This window comes from Hoeflea prorocentri, from assembly GCF_027944115.1.
GTDB lineage: Bacteria > Pseudomonadota > Alphaproteobacteria > Rhizobiales > Rhizobiaceae > Hoeflea_A > Hoeflea_A prorocentri.
The window spans coordinates 973,776-995,043 of record NZ_JAPJZI010000001.1 but is presented as its reverse complement, the minus strand read 5'-3'; the positions used below and the strand labels follow the sequence as shown (position 1 = coordinate 995,043).

Below are 21,268 nucleotides of genomic sequence, written 5' to 3'. Positions count from 1 at the left end.
GACGACTTGTGACCTGACACCGCTCGGCTAGAATTGCCGTGGCGTGAGCAGATGATGGGAGCAACCGGATGAAAAACCTCACAGTTCAAATGGCCGCCTACACCCTTTTGGCAACCGCCCTGGCGACGAGCGCAGTCGCAGAAGACATTGCCGGCAGCGCTGATCATCCGCTTATCGGACGTTTCGAGGGCTCTCACATCCTCGCCTATGACTACCGCGACTTCGACGAATATGCTTTTCCAAACGCACCGGCGAAAAAACGCGACCCTGAAAACGCAAAGTCGATAGAGGGCGTCGTCACACGCATCGCCTACACACTGGAAGGCGATCAATCGCTTGCCGAGGTGGCGCGGAATTTTGAGCTCGGACTGACACAGAACGGGTTCGAAATCCTGTTTGAGTGCAAGACGAAGGAATGCGGCGGCGGCAATTTCGCCTATGCGCTCGACACCTTCCCGCTGCCCAAGATGGTCGTCGACCCGTTCAACTTCCGCTATCTGGGAGCCAGGCGCAGCTCCGATGGCGGCGAAACATACGCGTCCGTGGTGATCAGCGCCGATACGAACAGGAATATCCGCACACAAGTCACTGTCGTGGAACTCGACAACCTGGCCTTTCAGATGGTCGATGCAAAAGCCATGCAGGAGGCCTTTGCGGAAAAGGGAAGCATTACCCTTTACGGCATTTATTTCGATACCGACAAGGCAGACATCAAGCCCGAATCGGCGCCGACGCTGGAGGAAATGGCCAAGTTCCTCAAAACCGCTCCGGACCTTTCCGTGGTGATCGTCGGCCATACGGACAACCAGGGAGCGATGGATTACAATCTGAACCTGTCCCAACGGCGTGCGCAGGCCGTCGTCGATGCCCTTTCGGCGACATATGGCATCGGCGCGGATCGGCTGGTCGCCGCGGGGGCCGGCTTCCTGGCGCCCGTCGCCCCGAATGACAGCGAAGACGGGCGCGCCCAAAACCGGCGCGTCGAGATGATCCCCCGTTAAACACTGTCTTCACCGAGGCTGGATCAGGCTCAGAATTCTCCGGTTTCGTTCAATGTCGCGAAGGCGGCGCGGATATGATCGGCGGCAGCCGCAACCGGCGGTTCCGCATCGTTTTTCACGATCATGCCGAGCGAATAGGAACCGATGGGCGGCAGACCGTCTTCCTCGCCCAAAACGACCAGATCGTCACCGACAAAGGATTTCGGCAAAGGTGCGATGGCAAGATCAGACATGATGGCCGCTCGCTGACCGGCGGTATGGGCGCTCATATAGGCAACACGGTATTTGGTGCCGCGCTCGTTCAGCCCGTCGACCGCCCCCGCCCGCCAGGCACAGCCTTCTTCCCAAAGCGAAACCGGCAGCGGCGAACACAGATGCGCGCTGCCACCCTTCGCACCGGCCCACACGAGCTGTTCCGTCAGCAGAACCTCTCCCCCCTGCGGCACATTGCCGGTCGAACAGGTCAAAAGGGTTATATCGAGCCGCCGCTCCTCCATGCGTTTGATAAGATTGGAACTCATGTCAATGACGACATCAACCGCTATGGACGGATGCGTCTTGGCGAACCGCGTCAACACGCTCGGCAGCATGCGCTCGCCCACGTCATCAGGTGAGCCAAGACGCACGACGCCGGAAATGTCCGGCGAAACGAACTGTGAAACCGCTTCACGGTTAAGCGACAAAAGACGCCGGGCATAGCCGAGAAGAACCACACCGTCATTCGTTAACGAGACCGATCTGGCATCACGCGCAAAGACCGGCCGCCCCAGCAACTCCTCGAGCTTCTTGATCTGCATGGAAACCGCTGAGGGCGTGCGAAAGACGATGGAGGCAGCTGCTGTGAAACTGCCCGTATCGGCAATCGCCACGAAGGTGCGCAGGATATCCAGTTCCAAAAGCGGCGCGGGATGATTCAAAGGAGCGTTCATGGCTATCGTTCAATTTTTCTGAATGAAAGGATGATTACTATTTGTTTGATTGAACCAAATAAAAACCCCATAGTCAATATCAAGGGTCGCGACCTTCTTTGAGCCAACCGGTTGTTTCGATGAACGCCGGGAATTCTGGAAGGAGCCTGAACATGTTGAAACACAATACAGTCGAGAACCGTCTGTCTTCTGGCCTTAGAGTTGTATCAGGCGGGTTGGATACCGCCAGAGGCGGACAGACCGGATTTCTGCAGCACTTGCGGCAATGGATCATATCTGCCTGGAAAGAGCACAAATGCCGTAGTCTGCATCGTTACACCGAGCGGGAAATCGCGAAGCTCAACGATCAGATTCGCCACGATATCGGCTGGCCGGCGCGTTACGATCCGCGCGAATCCTGCCGCAGGATGGGACACTGAATGAGACCGGCGTGCCTTGTTGCACGCCGGTGTTTTTTATCACATTTTCACTGTTTGGCGGTCCGACGAAATCGGTCTGAAAACCGGAACTTTCCGCTTCACAGAATTCCCTCTCTATGCCAAGGTCTGGGTCTTTATTGAGCATTGATCAAGGATTGATGGCGATGGATGGCGATGCGCCGCTGGTGAAACGATCCTTCGTATTTTATCTGGTACCGGATTTTTCGCTGATCGCATTTGCGACAGCTATCGAACCGTTGCGTCTTGCCAACAGGATATTGGGCTACGAGGCCTATAGATGGCGTGTCGCCTCCTTCGACGCCCAGCCGGTAAGAGCCTCCAACGGTGTCGAGGTATCGGCAACATCAACCCTGGAAGAAGAGCGCCGTCATCTTGCCGGCGAAATGCGGCCCTCCATGGTGTTTGTTTGTTCGGGCGTCAATGTCGAAACACATGCCCAAAAATCCGTCCATGCCTGGCTGCGTGAGGTGCACAACCGCAATATCTCCGTTGGCGGCCTGTGTACCGGCGCCTACGTACTGGCCGCGGCCGGCCTTCTCTCGGGCAGGCGATGTGCGATCCACTGGGAAGATCTTCCGGGCTTTTCCGAAAAATTCCCGATGGCCGATGTCTATGCCGACCTCTACGAGACGGACGACAATATCTACACCTGCGCAGGCGGCACCGCTTCGCTCGACATGATGCTGAACCTGATCGGCGAGGATCATGACGACAACCTCGTCAACCGTGTGTGCGAACAGGCACTGACGGACCGGGTGCGCAATCCGCATGACCGCCAGCGCCTGCCGCTGCGCGCGAGGCTTGGCGTTCAGAACTCCAAGGTGCTGTCGATCATCGAGCTGATGGAAAGCAACCTTTCCGAACCGCTGTCGCTTCTGGAGATCGCCGATTATGCCGGTCTATCGCGCCGCCAGATCGAGCGCCTGTTCAGACAGGAAATGGGAAGGTCCCCTGCCCGATACTATCTGGAAATCCGCCTCGACCGTGCACGGCATCTGCTGATCCAGTCATCCATGCCGGTTGTCGAGGTGGCGGTGGCCTGCGGCTTTGTTTCGGCCTCGCATTTTTCCAAATGCTACCGAGAGCTTTACGGCCGCTCACCCCAGCAGGAACGCGCGGAGAGAAAACAACTGCTGACATCGGCTGCCTAGGCTGCTGTGAGACTGCAAGTCACAATTGGATGTAAGTATTCTGTCGCAAAAGCTAAGAATACGCCAAAATATTGATGGACAAAAACAACAACCCTGAATAGAAATTACCCGGTAAGAAAAAGACTTACCCTTTTCTATTTCCTGGCGGCCGTCAGGGACAACGCCAATCTGTCAGAATGGAAACTTCCATGTCCGCACCCAAAGTCGCCCTCTGCTGTTTTCTGGCAGCGCTTCTTACCGCCTGCACGACATCCGCGCCGCCGCCACCCGGCGACTCTCTGGCCGGATGGAAAGGCAATGTCCGCCGGACCCTTGCCACGGGCGCCAGGGGAAGCTGCCCTGATGCGATAAAGAAGTATATCGAAGCAAAGGGACATTCCGCTTACGCCTCGACGGAGCCTCTTGCGTCAGCCTATGAAGGCAAAATGTTTATCTGCGGAAGCGCCCTGAACAGAAAGTCCACTGCAGAGGCCGAAGCCCTTGCCATGCGGAACTGTGAGGCAGGCACAAAAAAATGGAAGCACGCCTATGTCGGCAAGTGCACAATCCACGCCTCAAAATAGTCCCGACCAGCACATAGGCCACCACGCACAGGGCATATTTCGAGAGGCCCGCGTGCCAAGTCTTTGACTAGGCCCGCAGGGCTTCATTGTCCGGATCAAACGGGCTTTCGCCGATGACGACTGCCTTGTGCATCTTACCGAGGATTTTGATCTCCAGCTCCGTGCCTTCGCTGCTGAACTCCGGCCGAACCATGGCGAGCGCGATGGATTTGCCAAGCCGCCATCCGTAACCGCCATGGGTCGCCCGGCCAACAAGCGAGCCGTTCTGATAGATGGCCTCGCTTCCACGTGCATCGGCATCCGTCACATCCTGAACATCAAGCGTCACGAAATTCCAGCTAAGCCCGTCCTCGCAAGCCCGCACAACCGCCTCACGCCCCATGAAGTCGCCCTTGTTCGGTTTGATGAACCGGTCGAGCCCGGATTCATAGGCGTTGTATTCAATGGAAAGCTCGCGCGGGATCAGACGATATGACTTCTCAATCGCCATGGCCGTCATGGCGCGAATACCAAACGGCTTGATACCGAACTCCGCACCGGCTTCCATGATCAAATCGAAGATCGCGTTCTGCTGTTCGATAGGGTGGTGCAGTTCCCAGCCAAGTTCGCCGACAAAGTTGACGCGCAACGCATGGGCGCTGGCCGTGCCGACACTGATTGCCTTACCCGACAGCCACGGGAAATCGGCGTTATCAAGGCTCGTCCGTGTCAGTTTCTGCAGAACGTCACGCGCACGCGGGCCGGCAAGGACAAGCACACCGAGCCGCTCGGTGATGGCATTGAGGCGAACCGAACCATCTGTCGGAGCAAGCTTGCGCAGATAGTCATGATCGTGCGCTTCGAATGCACCGGCGGAAACCAGATAGAACCGCCCAGGCGCCCACTCGTAAACCGTGAATTCCGAACGCACGCCGCCGGCTTCCGTCAGCAGATGGCACAGCGCGATCCGGCCCATTTTCTTCGGGATGGAATTGGCAAGGATTGATTCCAGCCAATCTCGCGCACCCGGGCCGCTGACCTCCATCTTGGCGAAGGCCGACATGTCGAGCAGACCGACATTTTCGTGCACGTTCTGCACTTCCTTGCCGACATGCTCAAAATAATTGGAGCGGCGGAAGGACCAGATTTCCTTCACTTTGTTGTCTTCGTCCGGCGTCGGGTGGTTATGGTTGGTCAGGACATCCGGCTTTTCAATGCTGTTCACGTCAATCCCGTAACCTTCCGGGGCAAACCAGTTGGGCCGCTCCCAGCCATAGACCGAGCCGAACACCGCACCCAGATCTTTCATCCGGTCATAACAGGGCGAACGCTTCAAAGGCCGCGCCGCGCCGCGTTCCTCGTCGGGATAGTGAACCGTGAAGACGTTGGCATAGGCCTCCTCGTTCTTTTCCCTCAGATATCCCTCGGTGGCGTAAGGTCCGAACCGGCGCGGGTCGACACCCATCATGTCGATGGTCGGCTCGCCATCGACAATCCATTCGGCAAGCTGCCAGCCTGCCCCGCCAGCGGCCGTCACGCCGAAGGAATGACCTTCGTTAAGCCAGAAATTCTCTTTGCCGGGCGCCGGGCCAATGATCGGCGAGCCGTCCGGCGTATAGGCGATCGCACCGTTATAGACCTTCTTGATGCCCGCCTCGCCGAAATAGGGAACCCGCACGATGGCCGTGTCGATATGCGGCATCAGACGTTCAAGGTCTTCCTGGAAAAGCTCGTACTCCGAGTCATCGGACGGACCGTCGACATAACAGCACGGCGCGCCTTTTTCGTAGGGGCCGAGCAGAAGGCCACCCGCCTCCTCTCGCATATACCAGGATGAATCGGATTCGCGCAGTACGCACAGTTCCGCCCCGCCCTCGGCGCGGAACTTCTGAATTTCGGGATGAGCTTCAGTGACGATGTATTGGTGCTCGACCGGAATGACCGGCACGTCGAGCCCAATCATTGCACCCGTCCGGCGGGCAAAGTTACCGGAACAGGAGATGACATGTTCGCACGTCACCTCACCCTGATCGGTAATCACCCGCCAGCGCCCGTCACCCAGTTGCTCGATGCCGGTCACAGATGTGTTGCGGTAGATGGTGGCCCCTCGGTCGCGTGCGCCCTTGGCCAGCGCCTGGGTCAGATCGGCCGGCTGGATATAGCCGTCTTCCGGATGGCAGATGGCACCGATCAACCCGTCCGTATTCACGTACGGCCACTTCTCCTTGATTTCCTCGACGCTCATCCGGTCGACATGGATACCGATCGTCTCGGCAACACCCATATAATACTCATATTCGTCCAGCCGGTCCTGCGTTCGCGCGAGGCGCACATTGGTCACCTTGCGGAATCCGGTATCCATTCCGGTTTCTTCGGCCAATTCCTGATAAAAGCGCACCGAGTATTTATGGATCTGTCCGACCGAATAGCTCATGTTAAAGAGCGGCAGCAGGCCGGCTGCATGCCATGTGGATCCGGATGTCAGTTCCTTGCGCTCAATAAGGATGACATCGTCCCAGCCCTTTTTTGCCAGGTGATAGAGCGTCGAGACGCCGACGACGCCTCCGCCGATAACAACCGCACGTGCGCTGCTCTTCATCTTGCTGCCCTTTCCGCCACCGGTCGCCCGGGTTTGCTGCCGAAATCCCGAATGATACCGTCACATTGGTCCGTGACGGTAACACCGTATCCTTATAAGCCAATTGTGCCGGCATGAACCGCCTTACCCACGGCACTCCGTGGTTCGACAGCAAATATGAACGCCGCAACTGGCAACCTATTGCCTGTTTGCGACATGCAAAAAACGCGCGGCGACAAGCCACGCGTTGAAGATTTGCCCGGACGCAAGGCCCGGATATGGAGGGGCTGTGCCTATTTCACCTGACTGGCGACAAAGTCCTTCACGATCCCGACAATGCCGCGGCCAAGGAGGCTGTCGAGGGCATCGACAAAGGCGTCGACATGTTCCGACATGCAGATCAGCGGCGGCTCCAACCTGATGACGTTGCGGTTATATTCCGTAAAGGCAACCAGGGTGTCGTAGTCTTTCAGCAGCAATGCGCCGATAAAGCCTGACAATGAGCCTTTCAGCTTGTCATCAAGTACCGAAACAACAGGACGCAAAACCATGGGAAGGGTCTGGCTGAAATCCTGGAACTCAAGTCCGATCATGAGCCCCTGCCCGCGCACATCCTTGATGATTTTCGGATACTTGTCCTGCAAAGCCTCAAGCTTCTTCAGAAGATAAGCGCCCTGGGCAGCCGAATTGGCAATCAGATCGTCATCATAGAGGATATTCAGCCCTTCGATCGCCGTGATACAGGCCTCGCCGATCCCGCCGAACGTTGCCGGGCCGTGGATGAGCGCCGTATTCGGCTTGCCATAAGCTTTCATATAGATGTCGCGCCGGGCGATCATCGCGGCCATGGCGCTTTTGCCGGCGCCAAGCGATTTGGCAAGCGCCGTCACATCGGGAACGACACCAGCATGTTCAAAGGCATAGAAACGGCCCGAGCGACCCATGCCGCACTGAACTTCGTCGGCCACCCAAAGCACCTCGTGCTTGTCGCACAGCGCCCGCAATTCCTGCCAGAAGGATACCGGCGCGGAAATGATGCCGCCCCCGCCCTGGATCGTTTCCAGAACGATGACACCGATCCGTGGATCGGCCTCGAAAGCGTTGCGGATCGCATCGATATCGCCGAACGGCACGCACAAGGTCTCATCCACAAGACGAAACTCACCGCGATAGAGCGGTGAATCCGTCAGCGACAGCACACCCTTCGTCTTGCCGTGAAATGAGTTTTCCGCATAGACAATACGGCTGCGTTCGGGGCCCGCGGCGCGCTCGGCAACCTTGACGGCCGCTTCCATGGCTTCCGACCCGGACGAACCCAGGAACACCATATCGAGATCACCTGGCGAGACTTCGGCAAGGTTCTTGGCAAGCGCGGACGCATATTGCGACAGGAACGCCATAGCGATCTCGTGGCGTTTTTCCTGCTGGAACTTGATGCGCGCATCAAGCACCCGAGGATGGTTGTGACCGAAGGCGAGCGATCCGAAACCACCGAAGAAATCAAGAATTTTCCGGTCGTTCTGATCGATATAATACATGCCCTCTGCACGCTCGATCTTGACCTTGTTGAAGCCCAGAAGCTTCATGAAATGGAGCTGGCCGGGATTGAGGTGATCCTTGAAATATTCTGTCATATGCGGCAGGTCGAGCGCCTTGGCGTCCTCGACCGACAGCAGGTTGGGCTTGGTAATTTTTGGAGCCATATTCATGATCGGACCTCAAATGGTGGCTTTGTGTTTGGTCGAGACAGGCGCTTCGTTTTTGCTGCTGGAAAGGCCCTCACGATATTCGTCATAGGCTGCAATCAGCATGTCCTCGTCGCGATATTCGGCTGCCCAGCCAAGCTGTTCCTTGGCTTTGCTGCAATCCAGAATGCACATCTCGTCGGCAATCAGATATTGCTCCGGATCCATGATCGGGAGATTGACGAGATCGAACAGATCAAGCGTGCGCTTGACCGCCCAGGCTGGTGTCGGCAGCACAAAGGATTTCGATCCGGCATGGTCGATCAGGTCCCGCAGCAGCTTGCGTACCGGCGGCGGATTGTCAGAGCCCAGATTATAGGCTTCGTTCGGCACGCCAGCCTTCCAGGCAAGACGCGCGGCTTCCGCGCAGTCAAAAACCGAAATGAACTGATAGGGATTGCGCCCTGAACCGATCATCGGCACCGGCAGATGATAGTCCACCAGCTTGAAGAGCTTCGACAGGATACCAAGCCGGCCGGGCCCGATAACAAGCCGCGGGCGAAAGATCGAGATATTCATGCCGCGTTTACGCCAATGGGCGGCCAGTTCCTCGGTTTTGAGTTTTGACAAACCATAGTCACCAAGCGGATTGGCGGGATGCTCCTCCGTCAGTGGACCGGTGAAGGTGTGCCCGTAGATCATGTCGGTCGTATAATGCACAAGCCGGGTGGCATCACTATCGACCATCTTATTGATGATATTGTCCGTGCCCCAGTAGTTCACCGGCCAGAAAAAAGCGTGCCGATTGGCGCGAACCTGAAGCGGCGACAACGTCTTGGCCGACAGATTGTAGACCATGTCGTCCGCGGCAATATCGACCTTGGCAAAGTGCTCCTTGTCGGTCACATCGAGGTCGATGAAACGACAGTTGGCATAGTGCGGTACATCGCCCTTGGAAATGTCGCAGACGACGACGTCCTCGCCATCCTTGACCAGCCGCGCTGCAAGGACGCGACCAACAGCCCCGTCACCTCCAAACAGAATGTGCTTCATGTGTCGACCTTACTGATACCGGGCTCGCCCCGATCGCTGTAACCAACGATCTCTCTGGGATCCTTGTGTCCGGACTGAGCCATGAACGCAGTTCCGACACAAATGAGAAGAATGCCCCAAACACGCCAAGCGTTCAGGTCTTCTTTGAATAGGAAGTAGGCCAAAATCGCAGCCGGCACATACGCCAGGCTAAGGAATGGATAGGCGAAGGAGACGTCCACCTTAGACAGGACATAAAGATGCGATCCCATGGCCAGCACATACGTCACCAATCCCGCAAATACCCATGGGTTGAATAGGACGGCTACGACCTTCATCAGCAAGCCGCCGGCATCAAAAGCATTACCATCAAAAGTGATCATGCCTTGCTTGAGCAACAATTGTGCTCCCGCATTTGCCAGCACTGTAAAGATCAGGAACGGAATATAGCTCATCAAGGCTTCCCCACTTCACCCGTCTGATAACTTGAAAAGCCGTAGATTCCGTGAATCGGGAGGGTAAAGAGAGTGTTTCCCGAAACGGTCAAATTGCAGCTTCTTTCGCTGAAATGCCCAAGTGAGCGGTGTTTTCCGGTGATGCCAGCACCATTGCCGTACGCCGCCAGAAATCGGACATCATCGCCGGATCGCGCAAATTCTCCAGCCGGTGCCAATCCGGAAATGACGCCTCGAAAACGGAAGCGCCCATACGGGCGTCCTTGTAAGGATTGACCGCACCGCCGGCTGCCACGACGATATCGTCGAGCGCATCCAGCAGCCGCAGCGTGGCCTTTCCCTGATTGGCAAAATCAAGGGTCAGGGTGAAGCCCGGCCGCGGGAATGAAAACAGCCCCGGCGATTGAACCGAGCCGAATTTCTTCAGGACCGTCAGAAACGACGCGTGGCCATGGGCTTGCGCGCATTCCATGAGCTTCGCCGTTGTCTCTGAGCCATTGGTTTGCGGATAGACGCTTTGATGCTGAAAAAGACCGCGCGGACCGTAAAGCCTGTTCCAGCGACCGATGGAATCGAGCGGATAGAAATAGCTTTGCCACGGCACCGTTCGGATGGCTTCGCCGACCTTCTCCTTGCGGAAGAACAGCTCGTTGAACGCGGCCAGTGTGTAACGGTTCAAAAGACTGATCGGCGGTGTGAACGGGACCTGTAGCCATTGGCGCTCCGACTGACGCATGGGGGCCGCTTTTTCGGCAATATGGTCACCGCCCAGCAACAGCCCTCGCCCGAACTTTCGGCCCCGGGCCAACTGATCGATCCAGGCCACCGCATATTCATGGGCCGCGTCAAACGCATCGCAATGTTTGAAATAGTCGTCGAGATTGCCGAAACGTAGCGTCCGTTGTCTGACATCCGCCGTGCCGACCCGCATCAGGCGGATGGTTGCCTGCATTATGAGGCCGGTCAGCCCCATACCGCCGATGGTCGCCGAAAACATCTCACTGTTGGATGTCGGTGAACACTCAAGCGGCCCGCCATCGCTGCGCACCAGCGTCAATCGGGCAACATGACAGCCAAAGGTGCCGCGCCGGTGATGGTTCTTGCCATGCACGTCATTGGCGATCGCCCCGCCTACGGTGACAAAACGCGTGCCCGGCGTAACAGGCAGGAAATATCCGCGCGGGATGGCATAGGCAAGCACATCGCTCAAGAGCGTGCCGGCCTCGCAGGTCAATGCACCGCTTGCCTCGTCAAATCCCAGAATGCGGTTAGCGTTTCGGCTGTCAATCAGCCGGCCGCTATCGTTATGGCAACTGTCCCCATAGGAACGGCCATTGCCGAAGGGTAGAAAACTGCCCGAACGTAAGAGCTCCGGCGTCACATCAGCGGCGGCGCAGGCGGCACGATCCACGCCTGTGTTGCTGCCCCAACTGTCGTAACTCATAACGGATAGGCCGTCGCCGCCAGGATGACCAGAACCGCGCCGATGGCCATCACAAGCTGGCTGCGCCAGTCACCCATGATAAAAACGACCGGGTCATCGTGGACTTCACCACGCCGCGCGATCATCCAGATGCGCAGCAGCATATAGACAACCATCGGGCACAGCGGCCAAAGCAAGGCCGGCATCCGGTACATCTCCTGGACTTCGTCGCTGTGGATGTAAAGCGCAAGCACGAGCGCCGCACCGAATGCGGACGAAATGCCGGCCTGGCCGATCATATCGAAATCCAGCGCATAGTAGCCGCGACCGAGTTTCTTCGAGCCCTTTTCGTCCGAGAGCTCCAGCAGTTCCACGTAGCGTTTGACCAGGGCAAGCGAGAGGAAGAAGAAGATCGAGAAGGCAAGCAGCCAGAAGGACAGAGCGACCTGGATGGCCGCGGCACCCGCAATGATGCGAAGCGTAAAAAGACCGGCAAGGGTGAAGACATCCACGAGCAGCTTGCGTTTCAGGACGAACGAATAGGCTGTTGTCGCCGCGATATAGATAAGCAGCACGCCGAAATAGGTCGCCGGCAGGAACAGGGCAAGCACGACGGATCCGGCGAGAAGCGCGCTGGCCAGCTTCATCCCACTTGCTATGCTCAAAGCACCGCTGGCAAGCGGCCGGTTCTTCTTTCGGTGATGCAGCCGGTCATTCTCCAGATCCGTCAGATCGTTGAAAAGATAGATCGACGAAGCAGCAAACGAAAAGGAGAAGAACGCTGTGATGACGCTCACCAGCAGACCGAAATTCAACAACTCGTGAAGCAGCACAAGCGGCACGGCAAGCAGCACATTCTTCAGCCACTGATGAACACGCATCGCCTTGAGGATAAGCTTGAGATTCATCCGGCTTTCAACCAGAACGTCAGCATCATGGCTGTCCGCCCAGCGGGATGCGGTACCGTCCGGCGCGACCAGGATCGCTCGATTGGCTGCCTCGAAGACGGCAACATCGTCCCGGCTGTCACCCACATAGTCAAAACCGCCGGCGCCAAAACGTTCAATCAGCTTGTCCCGCTTGCGATGTGCGGTCAGATTGACTTGCGACGTCGTATGCAGGACTTCATCAAACAGGCCGAGATGATCTGCAATCGGCTGTGCGACTTTCTCGGGCGCACCGGTTGCCAGGACGATGTAACGTCCCCTTTGCTTCTCGCTCTTGAGGAAATCGATAACTTCCTCGCGATAGGGCCATGAGGAAGCGTCACGGTCGATGCGCGCCGCCACCTCGTTTTTCAGCACAGCCTTGCCGCGAAAAATCCATGCCACTGCCGCAAAGAGCAGGAACGGGTTCTTCAATAGAAGACCGATCAGGCTTTCCCAGAGCGTATCGGTCTTCACCAGCGTGCCGTCGAGATCGACACACAGTGGTACCGTACGCGCCGTATCGGCGATATCTGGTTCAGTCACCCGCTCGTTCATACCGCCGGACTATCGCGGCAAGGTTCAAAAGCCGTGAATCATCCCGATCTCAGGCAGGTTTTGGGCCGTCCATTTGCTCAAACGGTTAATGAACTGCGAAAACCGGCGTTAATCGTCCGGGTCGTGCCGCCGGGGTAATGGCTGCGGATCGTCCGCATTTTTCTGCTCAGCCGCCTGCGCCTGCAAGCGCTTCTTGGCCTCTTCAGCGACAGACGCCTCGCCGTCCTTTGGTTCCTTGATATGCACATCGGTCTGCGGGAACGGAATCTCAATGCCTTCCTCGCGGAACCGCTCGAATATCTGCGTACGCAGTTCGGTGGCGATCGACAGCCCGGAAAGCACGTCGCTCATGTAAACCCGCAGCTCAAAGTCGAGAGACGAAGCGCCGAAACCGACAAAAACGACGAATGGCGGAGGATCACGTAGGACCAGATCGTGGTTTTCCGCAATCTCGTCCAGTATGGCCATGACCCGGCGCGGATCGGAATCGTAGGAAACACCGACCGCAATCTCCTGGCGTCCGATCGAATTGCGGTGGGTCCAGTTGGCCACCGGCGTATTGATGAACTCGGAATTCGGCACGATGACCGATTGACGCTGGAACGTTTCGATCTCCGTCGCGCGCACCGAGATGTGCCGCACGAAGCCTTGTGTTGATCCGGTCACCACCCAATCGCCGACCTTGAACGGCCGTTCGATGAGCAGGATCAGCCCCGAGACGAAATTGTTGACGATGTTCTGCAGCCCGAAGCCGATGCCGACCGAAAGCGCACCGGCAACCAGCGCCACGTTCGAAAGGTTAAGGCCGGCAACGGAAAGACCGATAATCGCCGCAATGGCAATGCCAAGATAGCCAATGCCGGTTCGCACCGAGTTGCGCAGACCTGTTTCCATACGGCTGCGACGCATGACATTCTCGTCCAGCCAACGCTGGAACCAGCGGCTGATGAAATAGCCAACGGCAAAAACGACAAGTCCGACAAGAATACCGGACAGCGATATGGTGACATTGCCGACAGTAATCTGGCTGAAGCTGTCCGCGACCCAGCTCTGGATATCACGGATGTGATAGCCCCAGATCAGGAAGATCACCGGAACGCCGAATACGAGAACCAGCACATAGATCGAAAGGCCGCACAGCAGGCCGATCTGCTCAACAGCAATCGGACCAAGGTTGAACCGGTTGGAAAGCACTTGTCCAAGCGATGAGGCTTTGAAATCCTCCGGCTCCGAGACGGCTTTGGCTGAAAGGAACCCCAGATACATCGCGACAAGCAATGCGCCCAGGATGATCACCTGCGTTGCAACGAAACGTGTAAGGCCCACATAGCCGAACACCGAAAACAGGATGAGAGCCAATCCGAGGACCATCAGCGGGATTGAAACACTGCGGGGCCAGGGCTTGCTGGATCCATCATCGGTTTTCATCGGCTGGACACGCGACAGCAAGACCAGCAGCCCCCCGATGAGGACCGATGCAACGAAGCTGCGCGCAATGGTCAAGATCGCCGGCGACTGCAGCACATCCGATACGCTGCCGGCCAGGTAATCGAACGCGTTGATGAAGGTCATCCCGAAGATCAGCCACCAAAGCGTATGGGCACCGCGATCGGAAACGTTGACCAGCCGCCAATGGGGGTGAGCGGGAGCCAGAACCGCATTGGCTAGTCGGCCGACAAAGAAAAGCACAATGATGAACTGGACGAGCGGTGTCAGGAGGTTTGCGATATCCCGACGAAGGACATTGAAATTATCCAGAAAAAAGAGCGCCAGAGAACAAAAGATTGCGACGCCGATTGCGGGCAGCAGCGTCGACCAGAATGCGAATGTATGTTTGCTGAATGCAGACGGATTGGTCTGCGACCGGTCCTGTTTCACAAACCGCGAGAAAAGCCGGTATTCGCTGTAAACAAAGAGTACACCAAAGAGCAAAGTGAGAGTAATCGCGGACAAAAAGGCCCGCCTCTCGAACGACCATGTGAAGGAAAACCAGCTTGATATGCGGGTGACGAGCTCGCGGACTTCCTGGTCCAACGCCCTGCCCGCGGCCTCGAAGTTCTTCTCCGAAAGGTCGGACCGGCCGAGTAGGGTCTGCCGGAAAAGGGTTCTGCGAAGCCCTGACACTTCCTCGGCGAGCGTTCTCGCCCGATCCGCTACATTTTGAACCTCACCGATTTCCGCATTGACCGCAGCGCGGTCGGCCGCCAGCTTCGTACGCTCCTGCCTTAGCGTTAGCGGTTCTTCCGGATCACCTTCGCCCGGAGGGTCACCAAGCTCGGTTTCACGCGCCTTGATGCTTTCAAGACGGGGCTGCAGATCCTTGTAGATCTGCTCCATTGAGGCAGCTATGTCCTCAAGCTGCTGCTGCAGCTCAACAAGACGAAGGTCGTCGTTAAGCGCGGCGTCTTCCTTTTCCCGGAAGTTGTCCAGTTCCTCGTCAGCCCCATCAATCTGTTTGTTGGCGGCTTTGACATCGTCGGATGTGAAAGAAACGGAGGATGAGCCCGCATTTGTCTGGGCAAAGGACGGGTATCCTGAAACGGCAAAAATGCCGAGGCAGAGAGCGCATATGACCAAGAAACGCGACAGGAGCGGCATCACCGGCTTTTCCCCAATCGATTCATATGACGGTATAGGACGAATGCAGGGTTTTGACAGCCTCGCGTCGTGACCAAATCCACAACCATTGTTTGCAGTGCATGAAGCATAGCCTGCCTAGAACCCGGCCCCCGGCTCTGCAAGATAGGTAGTTTCCTCAGCCGTGTTCTCGCGGCCGAGAATGGCATTGCGATGCGGAAAACGCCCGTAGCGCACGATCACGTCGCGATGCATATGCGCGTAGCGAAGCATTTCTTCATTGCCCAGTCGCGAAAACAGTTCCACGGCCCGATCCTGATCGGACAGCTCTTCCGAATGTTCAAACGGCATGTAGAAAAACGCCCGCCGCGTCTCATCCACAAGCTGATCCAGCCCCGCGGCAATCGCAGCTTTCGCCTCCTTCAAGGCAAGACAATCCGTTGCAAATGCAAGTGGTGTTCCCCGGTAGATATTGCGGGGGAACTGATCGAAGACAAGCACGAGCGCAAGGACACTGTCCGCCGAGTCCCACCATTGCTGTGGTATGTTTCCCGCCAGTGACAGATGCGTTGCCCCGAACCGGTTGGCTATATCCTTGTCAAGCTCATCGCTCTTGGTGAACCAGTCTTCAGGTTTCAGTTCATCAAACCAGAAGCGGTTGACTGCATCGGCGTTCTCTATCCGGACTTCGCTCATTGCCTTCTCCCAGCACCGCATTTCGATTTCACATCCGCGGCGATACAAACCTGCCTTTTTCGACTTTGCTTGTCATTAAACGGAAAAATTGAATCCGTAATCCAATTCTTGCCCTAAAACAGCCGGATTGCACGAATCACTCGCACAAGACCCGGGACGATTCGGCGCGAGCACGGATCTAAGCGAGCCAGTCAACTATTTGAATTTTAACAAAAAAGAAGGCTGCCGATAAAGCAGCCTGAGTCTAGGGAGGAAATAGAATTCTGCAACAACAATATATTACAAAGCTTACGCAAAACTTACGTTTTTGCAACGTCCGGCAACTTCTACATGTGTGAAAAAGGTATTTTCGCGCCCTATTTGAGAAGATTGTGGCCAATATGGCACGATTTCGGATGCGCACATTATGCGCCTGCGCACAGTGGGCCTGCTGCCCGGCAAAATCCTTCTGTGATTCGGTTGGAGCGCCTTAGTCGCCCTGCGGTTCGAGCGACAGGAGCAGATCGCCGTCCGCCACCTGGTCGCCTTCCGACACGGTAATCTCGGCAATCACACCGGCACGCGGCGCCGTCAGCGTCAACTCCATTTTCATCGCTTCCATGACAATGAGCGCTGTGTCCGGTTCAACACTTTGACCGGCGGCCGCACTCATCTGCTTGATGACCCCCGGCATCGGCGCGACAAGGCGATCGCCTCCTTCGTCCGTATCGAACTCCCCGACGGAAACATCCGGCAGTACAAACGAGAAAGAGGCTCCGCCGCTCATGAGCGTCAGCTCACCTCCAATACGCAAGGACCGCGCGCCGAATATCCGGCCTTCATGGTCCACGCGCATCTCGCCGCCTTGGTTTGAAACAAGTTCGAACTCAACCGTGTCAAAGCTGCTGCTGCTCTCACGATAGTTCGAGACACTCCACCTTGTTGACGTAAGCCTGAAAACCGCAAGTTCGTACTCTGCGTCTCCGTTCACAAGATGCACTACCCGTTTGGGCGGCGTCCAGTGGGACCACATGCCAAGTGTTTCAAATGGGTCGGATGCCGGGTCGGAACCATTTGGTTCCAGCACCGCAACCGCGGCAAGAGCAATCATGAGATCCGGAACCGGGGCAGCCGCGTTGAGGTTGTCAAGCTCGCGATCGATCAGACCGGTATCAACATCACCCTGGGCAAAATCCTTCTGCCGGCATAAGGCCGCCAGAAACGCGATATTGGTGGTCGTGCCGAGGGCTTCTGTCCGGTTAAGGGCAACCTCCATGCGTTTGAGTGCCGTATCCCTATCGGGCCCGTGCACGATCAGCTTGGCAATCATCGGGTCGTAAAACGGCGTAATCGTATCACCTTCACGCACCCCGGAATCCACACGAACGCCCTCCTTGGGGAACCGCAGACGCGACAGCGTCCCGGTTGCCGGCAGAAAGCCACGTTTGGCATCTTCGGCATAAACACGTGCTTCGAAGGACCAGCCATTGATCGTAAGATCTTCTTGTGCAAGCGGAAGCGGCGCGCCGGATGCGACGCGCAATTGCCACTCGACGAGATCAAGGCCGGTAATACTCTCGGTCACCGGATGCTCAACTTGAAGCCTTGTGTTCATCTCCATGAAATAGAAACGATCCGACTTAAGCCCTTCGCTGCCGTCAACAATGAACTCGACCGTGCCTGCGCCGCTGTAACCAATCGCCTTTGCGGCCTTGACCGCCGCCTCACCCATGGCCTCGCGCATCTCATCCGTCATACCGGGCGCTGGCGCTTCTTCGATCACCTTCTGATGGCGTCGCTGCAGTGAACAATCCCGTTCGAAGAGATGAACCACATTGCCATGATTGTCGCCAAAAACCTGGATCTCGATGTGTCGCGGCGAGGCGACGAACTTTTCCACCAGAACCCGTTCATCGCCGAAGGACGCCTTGCCCTCACGTTTTGCAGCTGAGAGCGCATCTCCGAAATCCTTCGGATCGTCAACGAGCCGCATTCCCTTGCCGCCACCGCCGGCCCGCGCCTTGATCAGCACCGGAAAGCCGATTTCATTGGCCTTGCCAGCCAACACCACCAGGTCCTGCGCCTCGCCATGATAGCCCGGAACCACCGGAACATCGGCCTCTTCCATCAAGGATTTTGCCGCATCCTTCAACCCCATGGCCCGTATGGCCTTGGCAGAAGGCCCTATGAAGGTCAGCCCCGCCTTTTCAACGGCCTCGACGAAGTCAGGGTTTTCGGAAAGAAATCCGTAGCCAGGATGAATCGCCTCGGCACCTGTCGAAAGCGCTGCATCGATGATCCGGTCGCCCGCAAGATAGCTCTCCGCAGCCGCCGCCCCGCCGATGTGAACGGCCTCGTCGGCCAGCTCCGCATGCAAGGCACCCCGGTCGGCATCGGAGAAGACAGCAACCGTGGAAACGCCAAGACGACGCGCGGTACGGATGACCCGGCAGGCGATTTCTCCGCGATTGGCGATCAGTATCTTGCTGAACATGTTTCTATCCCCGCCTACATCCGGAACAGGCCGAATTGCGTTCGGCCGACCGGACTGCCCAGCGCAACGGAAAGAGACAGCGCCAGAACGTCCCGCGTTTTGCGCGGATCGACAATGCCGTCATCCCAAAGGCGCGCCGATGCGTAGAGTGGATGCCCCTGCTCTTCAAACTGATCGATAACCGGCTGTTTGAAGTGGTTTTCTTCTTCGGCGCTCCAAGATCCACCCTTGCGCTCGATGCCTTCGCGTTTGACGGTTGCCAAAACGCCGGCAGCCTGTTCCCCACCCATGACCGATATGCGGCTGTTCGGCCATGTCCACAAAAAGCGCGGCCCGTAGGCGCGTCCGCACATGCCGTAGTTGCCGGCCCCGAACGAGCCGCCGACAAGCACTGTTATCTTCGGCACAGCGGTGGTCGCCACCGCGGTCACCAGCTTTGCCCCGTCCTTGGCGATGCCACCGGACTCATATTTCTGACCGACCATGAAACCCGTGATGTTTTGCAGGAAGACGAGCGGAATACGCCGCTGCGAACACAGTTCCACAAAATGAGCGCCCTTGACCGCGCTCTCGGAAAACAACACGCCATTATTGGCAACGATGCCGACGGGCATGCCGTGTACATGGGCAAAGCCGCAAACGAGGGTCGTTCCGTAACGCGCCTTGAACTCATCGAAGCGCGAACCGTCGACAAGACGGGCGATCACCTCGCGTATGTCGTAGGGCGTCCTGAGATCCGGCGGAACGACGCCGGCAATCTCGGCAGGATCGTACAAAGGATCTTCGGACGCTTGCACATCGGCATGTATGCCACGCTCCGCATTCAAGTTGGCGACGGCTCTGCGGGCCAACGCCAGTGCATGGGCATCGTCATTGGCCAGATGGTCGGCAACGCCGGAAAGCCGTGTGTGCACATCGCCGCCGCCAAGGTCCTCAGCCGTCACGACTTCCCCGGTCGCGGCCTTCACCAGAGGTGGCCCGGCAAGGAAAATCGTGCCCTGCTCGCGCACGATAATGGTCTCGTCAGACATTGCCGGCACATAAGCGCCGCCAGCGGTGCATGAGCCCATGACAACGGCGATTTGCGAAAGGCCGCTGGCCGACATGTTGGCCTGGTTGAAGAATATCCGCCCGAAATGCTCACGGTCGGCAAACACCTCGTCCTGGTTCGGCAGGTTCGCGCCGCCGCTGTCGACCAGATACACGCATGGCAGGTTGTTCTCCTGCGCAATTTCCTGCGCCCGCAGGTGCTTCTTCACGGACATCGGGTAATAGGTGCCGCCTTTGACCGTTGCATCGTTGCACACGATCATCACATCCCTGCCCGACACCCGGCCTATGCCGGTGATCAGACCGGCGCTGGCGATATCTCCGCCATACATGCCGTGAGCTGCAAACTGACCGACTTCCAGAAACGGGGAATTGGCATCCAGCAGCCGCCGTACCCGCTCACGCGGCAGCAATTTGCCGCGCGCCAGATGCCGCTCGCGCGCCTGTTCGCTGCCGCCGAGCTCAACGGTTGCCGCGACCTGCCGCATGTCTTCAAGAAGCGCATGCATAGCCTTGCTGTTGTCCGCGAAAGCCTGGGAGGACGGCGCGATCTGTGATGAAAGGACAGCCATTGGGGCTCCGTTAAATACGCGTCAGGCGGTTTCGGCGAAGATTTCGCGGCCGATCAGCATGCGGCGGATTTCAGATGTGCCGGCCCCAATCTCATAGAGCTTGGCATCACGCAGCAACCGACCGGTCGCATATTCGTTGATATAGCCATTGCCGCCGAGAGCCTGAATGGACTCGAGCGCAACCTGGGTGGCCTTTTCCGCGGCGTATAGAATGCAGCCGGCGGCGTCCTTGCGGGTCGTCTCGCCTCGGTCACAGGCCGATGCCACCGAATAAACATAGGCACGGGAGGCATTCATGGTGGTATACATGTCCGCAAGCTTGCCCTGCATCAGCTGGAATTCACCGATCGGCGTGTCGAACTGCTTGCGCTCATGGACGTAAGGCACAACGATATCAAGCGCCGCCGCCATGATACCAACCGGACCGGCCGCCAGGACAACACGCTCATAGTCAAGGCCGGACATCAGAATGCGTACACCCTGCCCCTCCTCACCAAGCATGTTCTCATAGGGAACCTCGCAATTCTCGAACACCAGTTCACAGGTATTCGAACCGCGCATGCCGAGCTTGTCGAGTTTCTGCGCCGTCGAAAACCCGGCCATACCCTTTTCAATCAGAAAAGCGGTAATACCGCGCGGACCGGCTTCCATGTCCGTTTTTGCATAGACGACAAGTGTATCGGCATCCGGACCGTTGGTGATCCACATCTTGTTGCCGTTGAGCACGAACCGGTCGTTTCGCTTTTCCGCTTTCAGCTTCATCGACACGACATCCGACCCGGAGCCGGGTTCCGACATCGCCAGCGCACCGACATTTTCGCCGGAACAAAGCCTTGGCAGATACTTTTCCTTTTGCTCGTTCGATCCCCAGCGGTTGATCTGATTGACGCAAAGGTTTGAATGCGCGCCATAGGAAAGGCCGACTGAGGCGGACGCCCGCGAAATCTCCTCCATGGCAACGGCATGGGCCAGATAACCAAGACCCGTCCCGCCGAAATCGGGATCCGCAGTCATGCCCAGCAAGCCGAGCGCTCCCATTTCCTGCCAAAGATGCATCGGAAACTGGTTTGTCTCGTCGATTTCCGATGCAAGCGGAGCAATCCGGTCCTGCGAGAAACGATAGACCGTCTCGCGCAACTGCTCGATGTCTTCACCGAGCCCGAAATTCATGCCCGTCGTA

At 57.3% G+C, this 21,268-nt stretch carries 16 protein-coding genes; 4 read left to right on the top strand and 12 right to left on the bottom strand.

Annotation, left to right across the window (positions count from 1 at the left end):
* Nucleotides 1-68: 68 nt before the first annotated feature.
* On the top strand, nucleotides 69-1,001 hold the full coding sequence (locus OQ273_RS04560) for an OmpA family protein (RefSeq protein WP_267989285.1): 933 nt from the start codon (nucleotides 69-71) through the stop codon (nucleotides 999-1,001).
* Between the two features lie 29 nt (nucleotides 1,002-1,030).
* On the opposite strand, the gene OQ273_RS04555 is transcribed toward OQ273_RS04560, so the two are convergent.
* Nucleotides 1,031-1,930 carry a LysR family transcriptional regulator gene (locus OQ273_RS04555; RefSeq protein ID WP_267989284.1) on the bottom strand — a complete coding sequence of 300 codons (900 nt, stop codon included), beginning with the start codon at nucleotides 1,928-1,930 and terminating at the stop codon, nucleotides 1,031-1,033.
* Nucleotides 1,931-2,082: 152 nt separating this feature from the next.
* Between OQ273_RS04555 and OQ273_RS04550 the strand changes: the two genes are divergently transcribed.
* The 3 genes from OQ273_RS04550 (at nucleotide 2,083) to OQ273_RS04540 (ending at nucleotide 4,084) form a co-directional block, all read left to right on the top strand.
* Complete coding sequence (locus OQ273_RS04550; RefSeq protein WP_267989283.1) at nucleotides 2,083-2,349, top strand: hypothetical protein; 267 nt, start codon at nucleotides 2,083-2,085, stop codon at nucleotides 2,347-2,349.
* Nucleotides 2,350-2,513: 164 nt separating this feature from the next.
* A complete protein-coding gene (locus tag OQ273_RS04545; RefSeq protein WP_267993027.1) occupies nucleotides 2,514-3,521 on the top strand; it encodes a GlxA family transcriptional regulator in 1,008 nt (335 codons plus the stop codon).
* A gap of 188 nt (nucleotides 3,522-3,709) precedes the next feature.
* Nucleotides 3,710-4,084: a hypothetical protein gene (locus OQ273_RS04540; RefSeq protein ID WP_267989282.1), complete on the top strand. Its 375-nt coding sequence runs from the start codon at nucleotides 3,710-3,712 to the stop codon at nucleotides 4,082-4,084.
* A 67-nt stretch (nucleotides 4,085-4,151) separates the two neighbouring features.
* Here OQ273_RS04540 and OQ273_RS04535 read toward each other — a convergent pair whose 3' ends face one another.
* The 11 genes from OQ273_RS04535 to OQ273_RS04485 form a co-directional block, all read right to left on the bottom strand.
* Nucleotides 4,152-6,662 (bottom strand): GcvT family protein, encoded by a 2,511-nt coding sequence (locus tag OQ273_RS04535; RefSeq protein WP_267989281.1) that lies wholly within the window; start codon nucleotides 6,660-6,662, stop codon nucleotides 4,152-4,154.
* A gap of 272 nt (nucleotides 6,663-6,934) precedes the next feature.
* Nucleotides 6,935-8,350, bottom strand: a complete 1,416-nt coding sequence (locus OQ273_RS04530; protein WP_267989280.1) for an aspartate aminotransferase family protein — start codon at nucleotides 8,348-8,350, stop codon at nucleotides 6,935-6,937.
* Between the two features lie 9 nt (nucleotides 8,351-8,359).
* Nucleotides 8,360-9,379 carry an NAD-dependent epimerase/dehydratase family protein gene (locus tag OQ273_RS04525; protein WP_267989279.1) on the bottom strand — a complete coding sequence of 340 codons (1,020 nt, stop codon included), beginning with the start codon at nucleotides 9,377-9,379 and terminating at the stop codon, nucleotides 8,360-8,362.
* Nucleotides 9,376-9,813, bottom strand: a complete 438-nt coding sequence (locus OQ273_RS04520) for an EamA family transporter (protein ID WP_267989278.1) — start codon at nucleotides 9,811-9,813, stop codon at nucleotides 9,376-9,378. The genes OQ273_RS04525 and OQ273_RS04520 overlap by 4 nt, the downstream gene beginning before the upstream one ends.
* Before the next feature lie 88 nt (nucleotides 9,814-9,901).
* Entirely contained in the window at nucleotides 9,902-11,257 is a 1,356-nt protein-coding gene (locus OQ273_RS04515; RefSeq protein WP_267989277.1) for an FAD-binding oxidoreductase, read from the bottom strand.
* Nucleotides 11,254-12,708 (bottom strand): UbiA family prenyltransferase, encoded by a 1,455-nt coding sequence (locus tag OQ273_RS04510; protein ID WP_267989276.1) that lies wholly within the window; start codon nucleotides 12,706-12,708, stop codon nucleotides 11,254-11,256. The genes OQ273_RS04515 and OQ273_RS04510 overlap by 4 nt, the downstream gene beginning before the upstream one ends.
* A 120-nt stretch (nucleotides 12,709-12,828) precedes the next feature.
* Nucleotides 12,829-15,318, bottom strand: coding sequence for a mechanosensitive ion channel family protein (locus OQ273_RS04505; protein ID WP_267989275.1), 2,490 nt, complete (start codon nucleotides 15,316-15,318; stop codon nucleotides 12,829-12,831).
* Between the two features lie 117 nt (nucleotides 15,319-15,435).
* Nucleotides 15,436-15,993: a DUF924 family protein gene (locus OQ273_RS04500; protein ID WP_267989274.1), complete on the bottom strand. Its 558-nt coding sequence runs from the start codon at nucleotides 15,991-15,993 to the stop codon at nucleotides 15,436-15,438.
* 469 nt (nucleotides 15,994-16,462) lie between these two features.
* Nucleotides 16,463-18,466, bottom strand: a complete 2,004-nt coding sequence (locus tag OQ273_RS04495) for an acetyl/propionyl/methylcrotonyl-CoA carboxylase subunit alpha (protein WP_267989273.1) — start codon at nucleotides 18,464-18,466, stop codon at nucleotides 16,463-16,465.
* Between the two features lie 14 nt (nucleotides 18,467-18,480).
* Complete coding sequence (locus OQ273_RS04490; protein ID WP_267989272.1) at nucleotides 18,481-20,088, bottom strand: carboxyl transferase domain-containing protein; 1,608 nt, start codon at nucleotides 20,086-20,088, stop codon at nucleotides 18,481-18,483.
* A gap of 21 nt (nucleotides 20,089-20,109) precedes the next feature.
* Nucleotides 20,110-21,258, bottom strand: coding sequence for an isovaleryl-CoA dehydrogenase (locus OQ273_RS04485; protein WP_267993026.1), 1,149 nt, complete (start codon nucleotides 21,256-21,258; stop codon nucleotides 20,110-20,112).
* Nucleotides 21,259-21,268 lie beyond the last annotated feature (10 nt).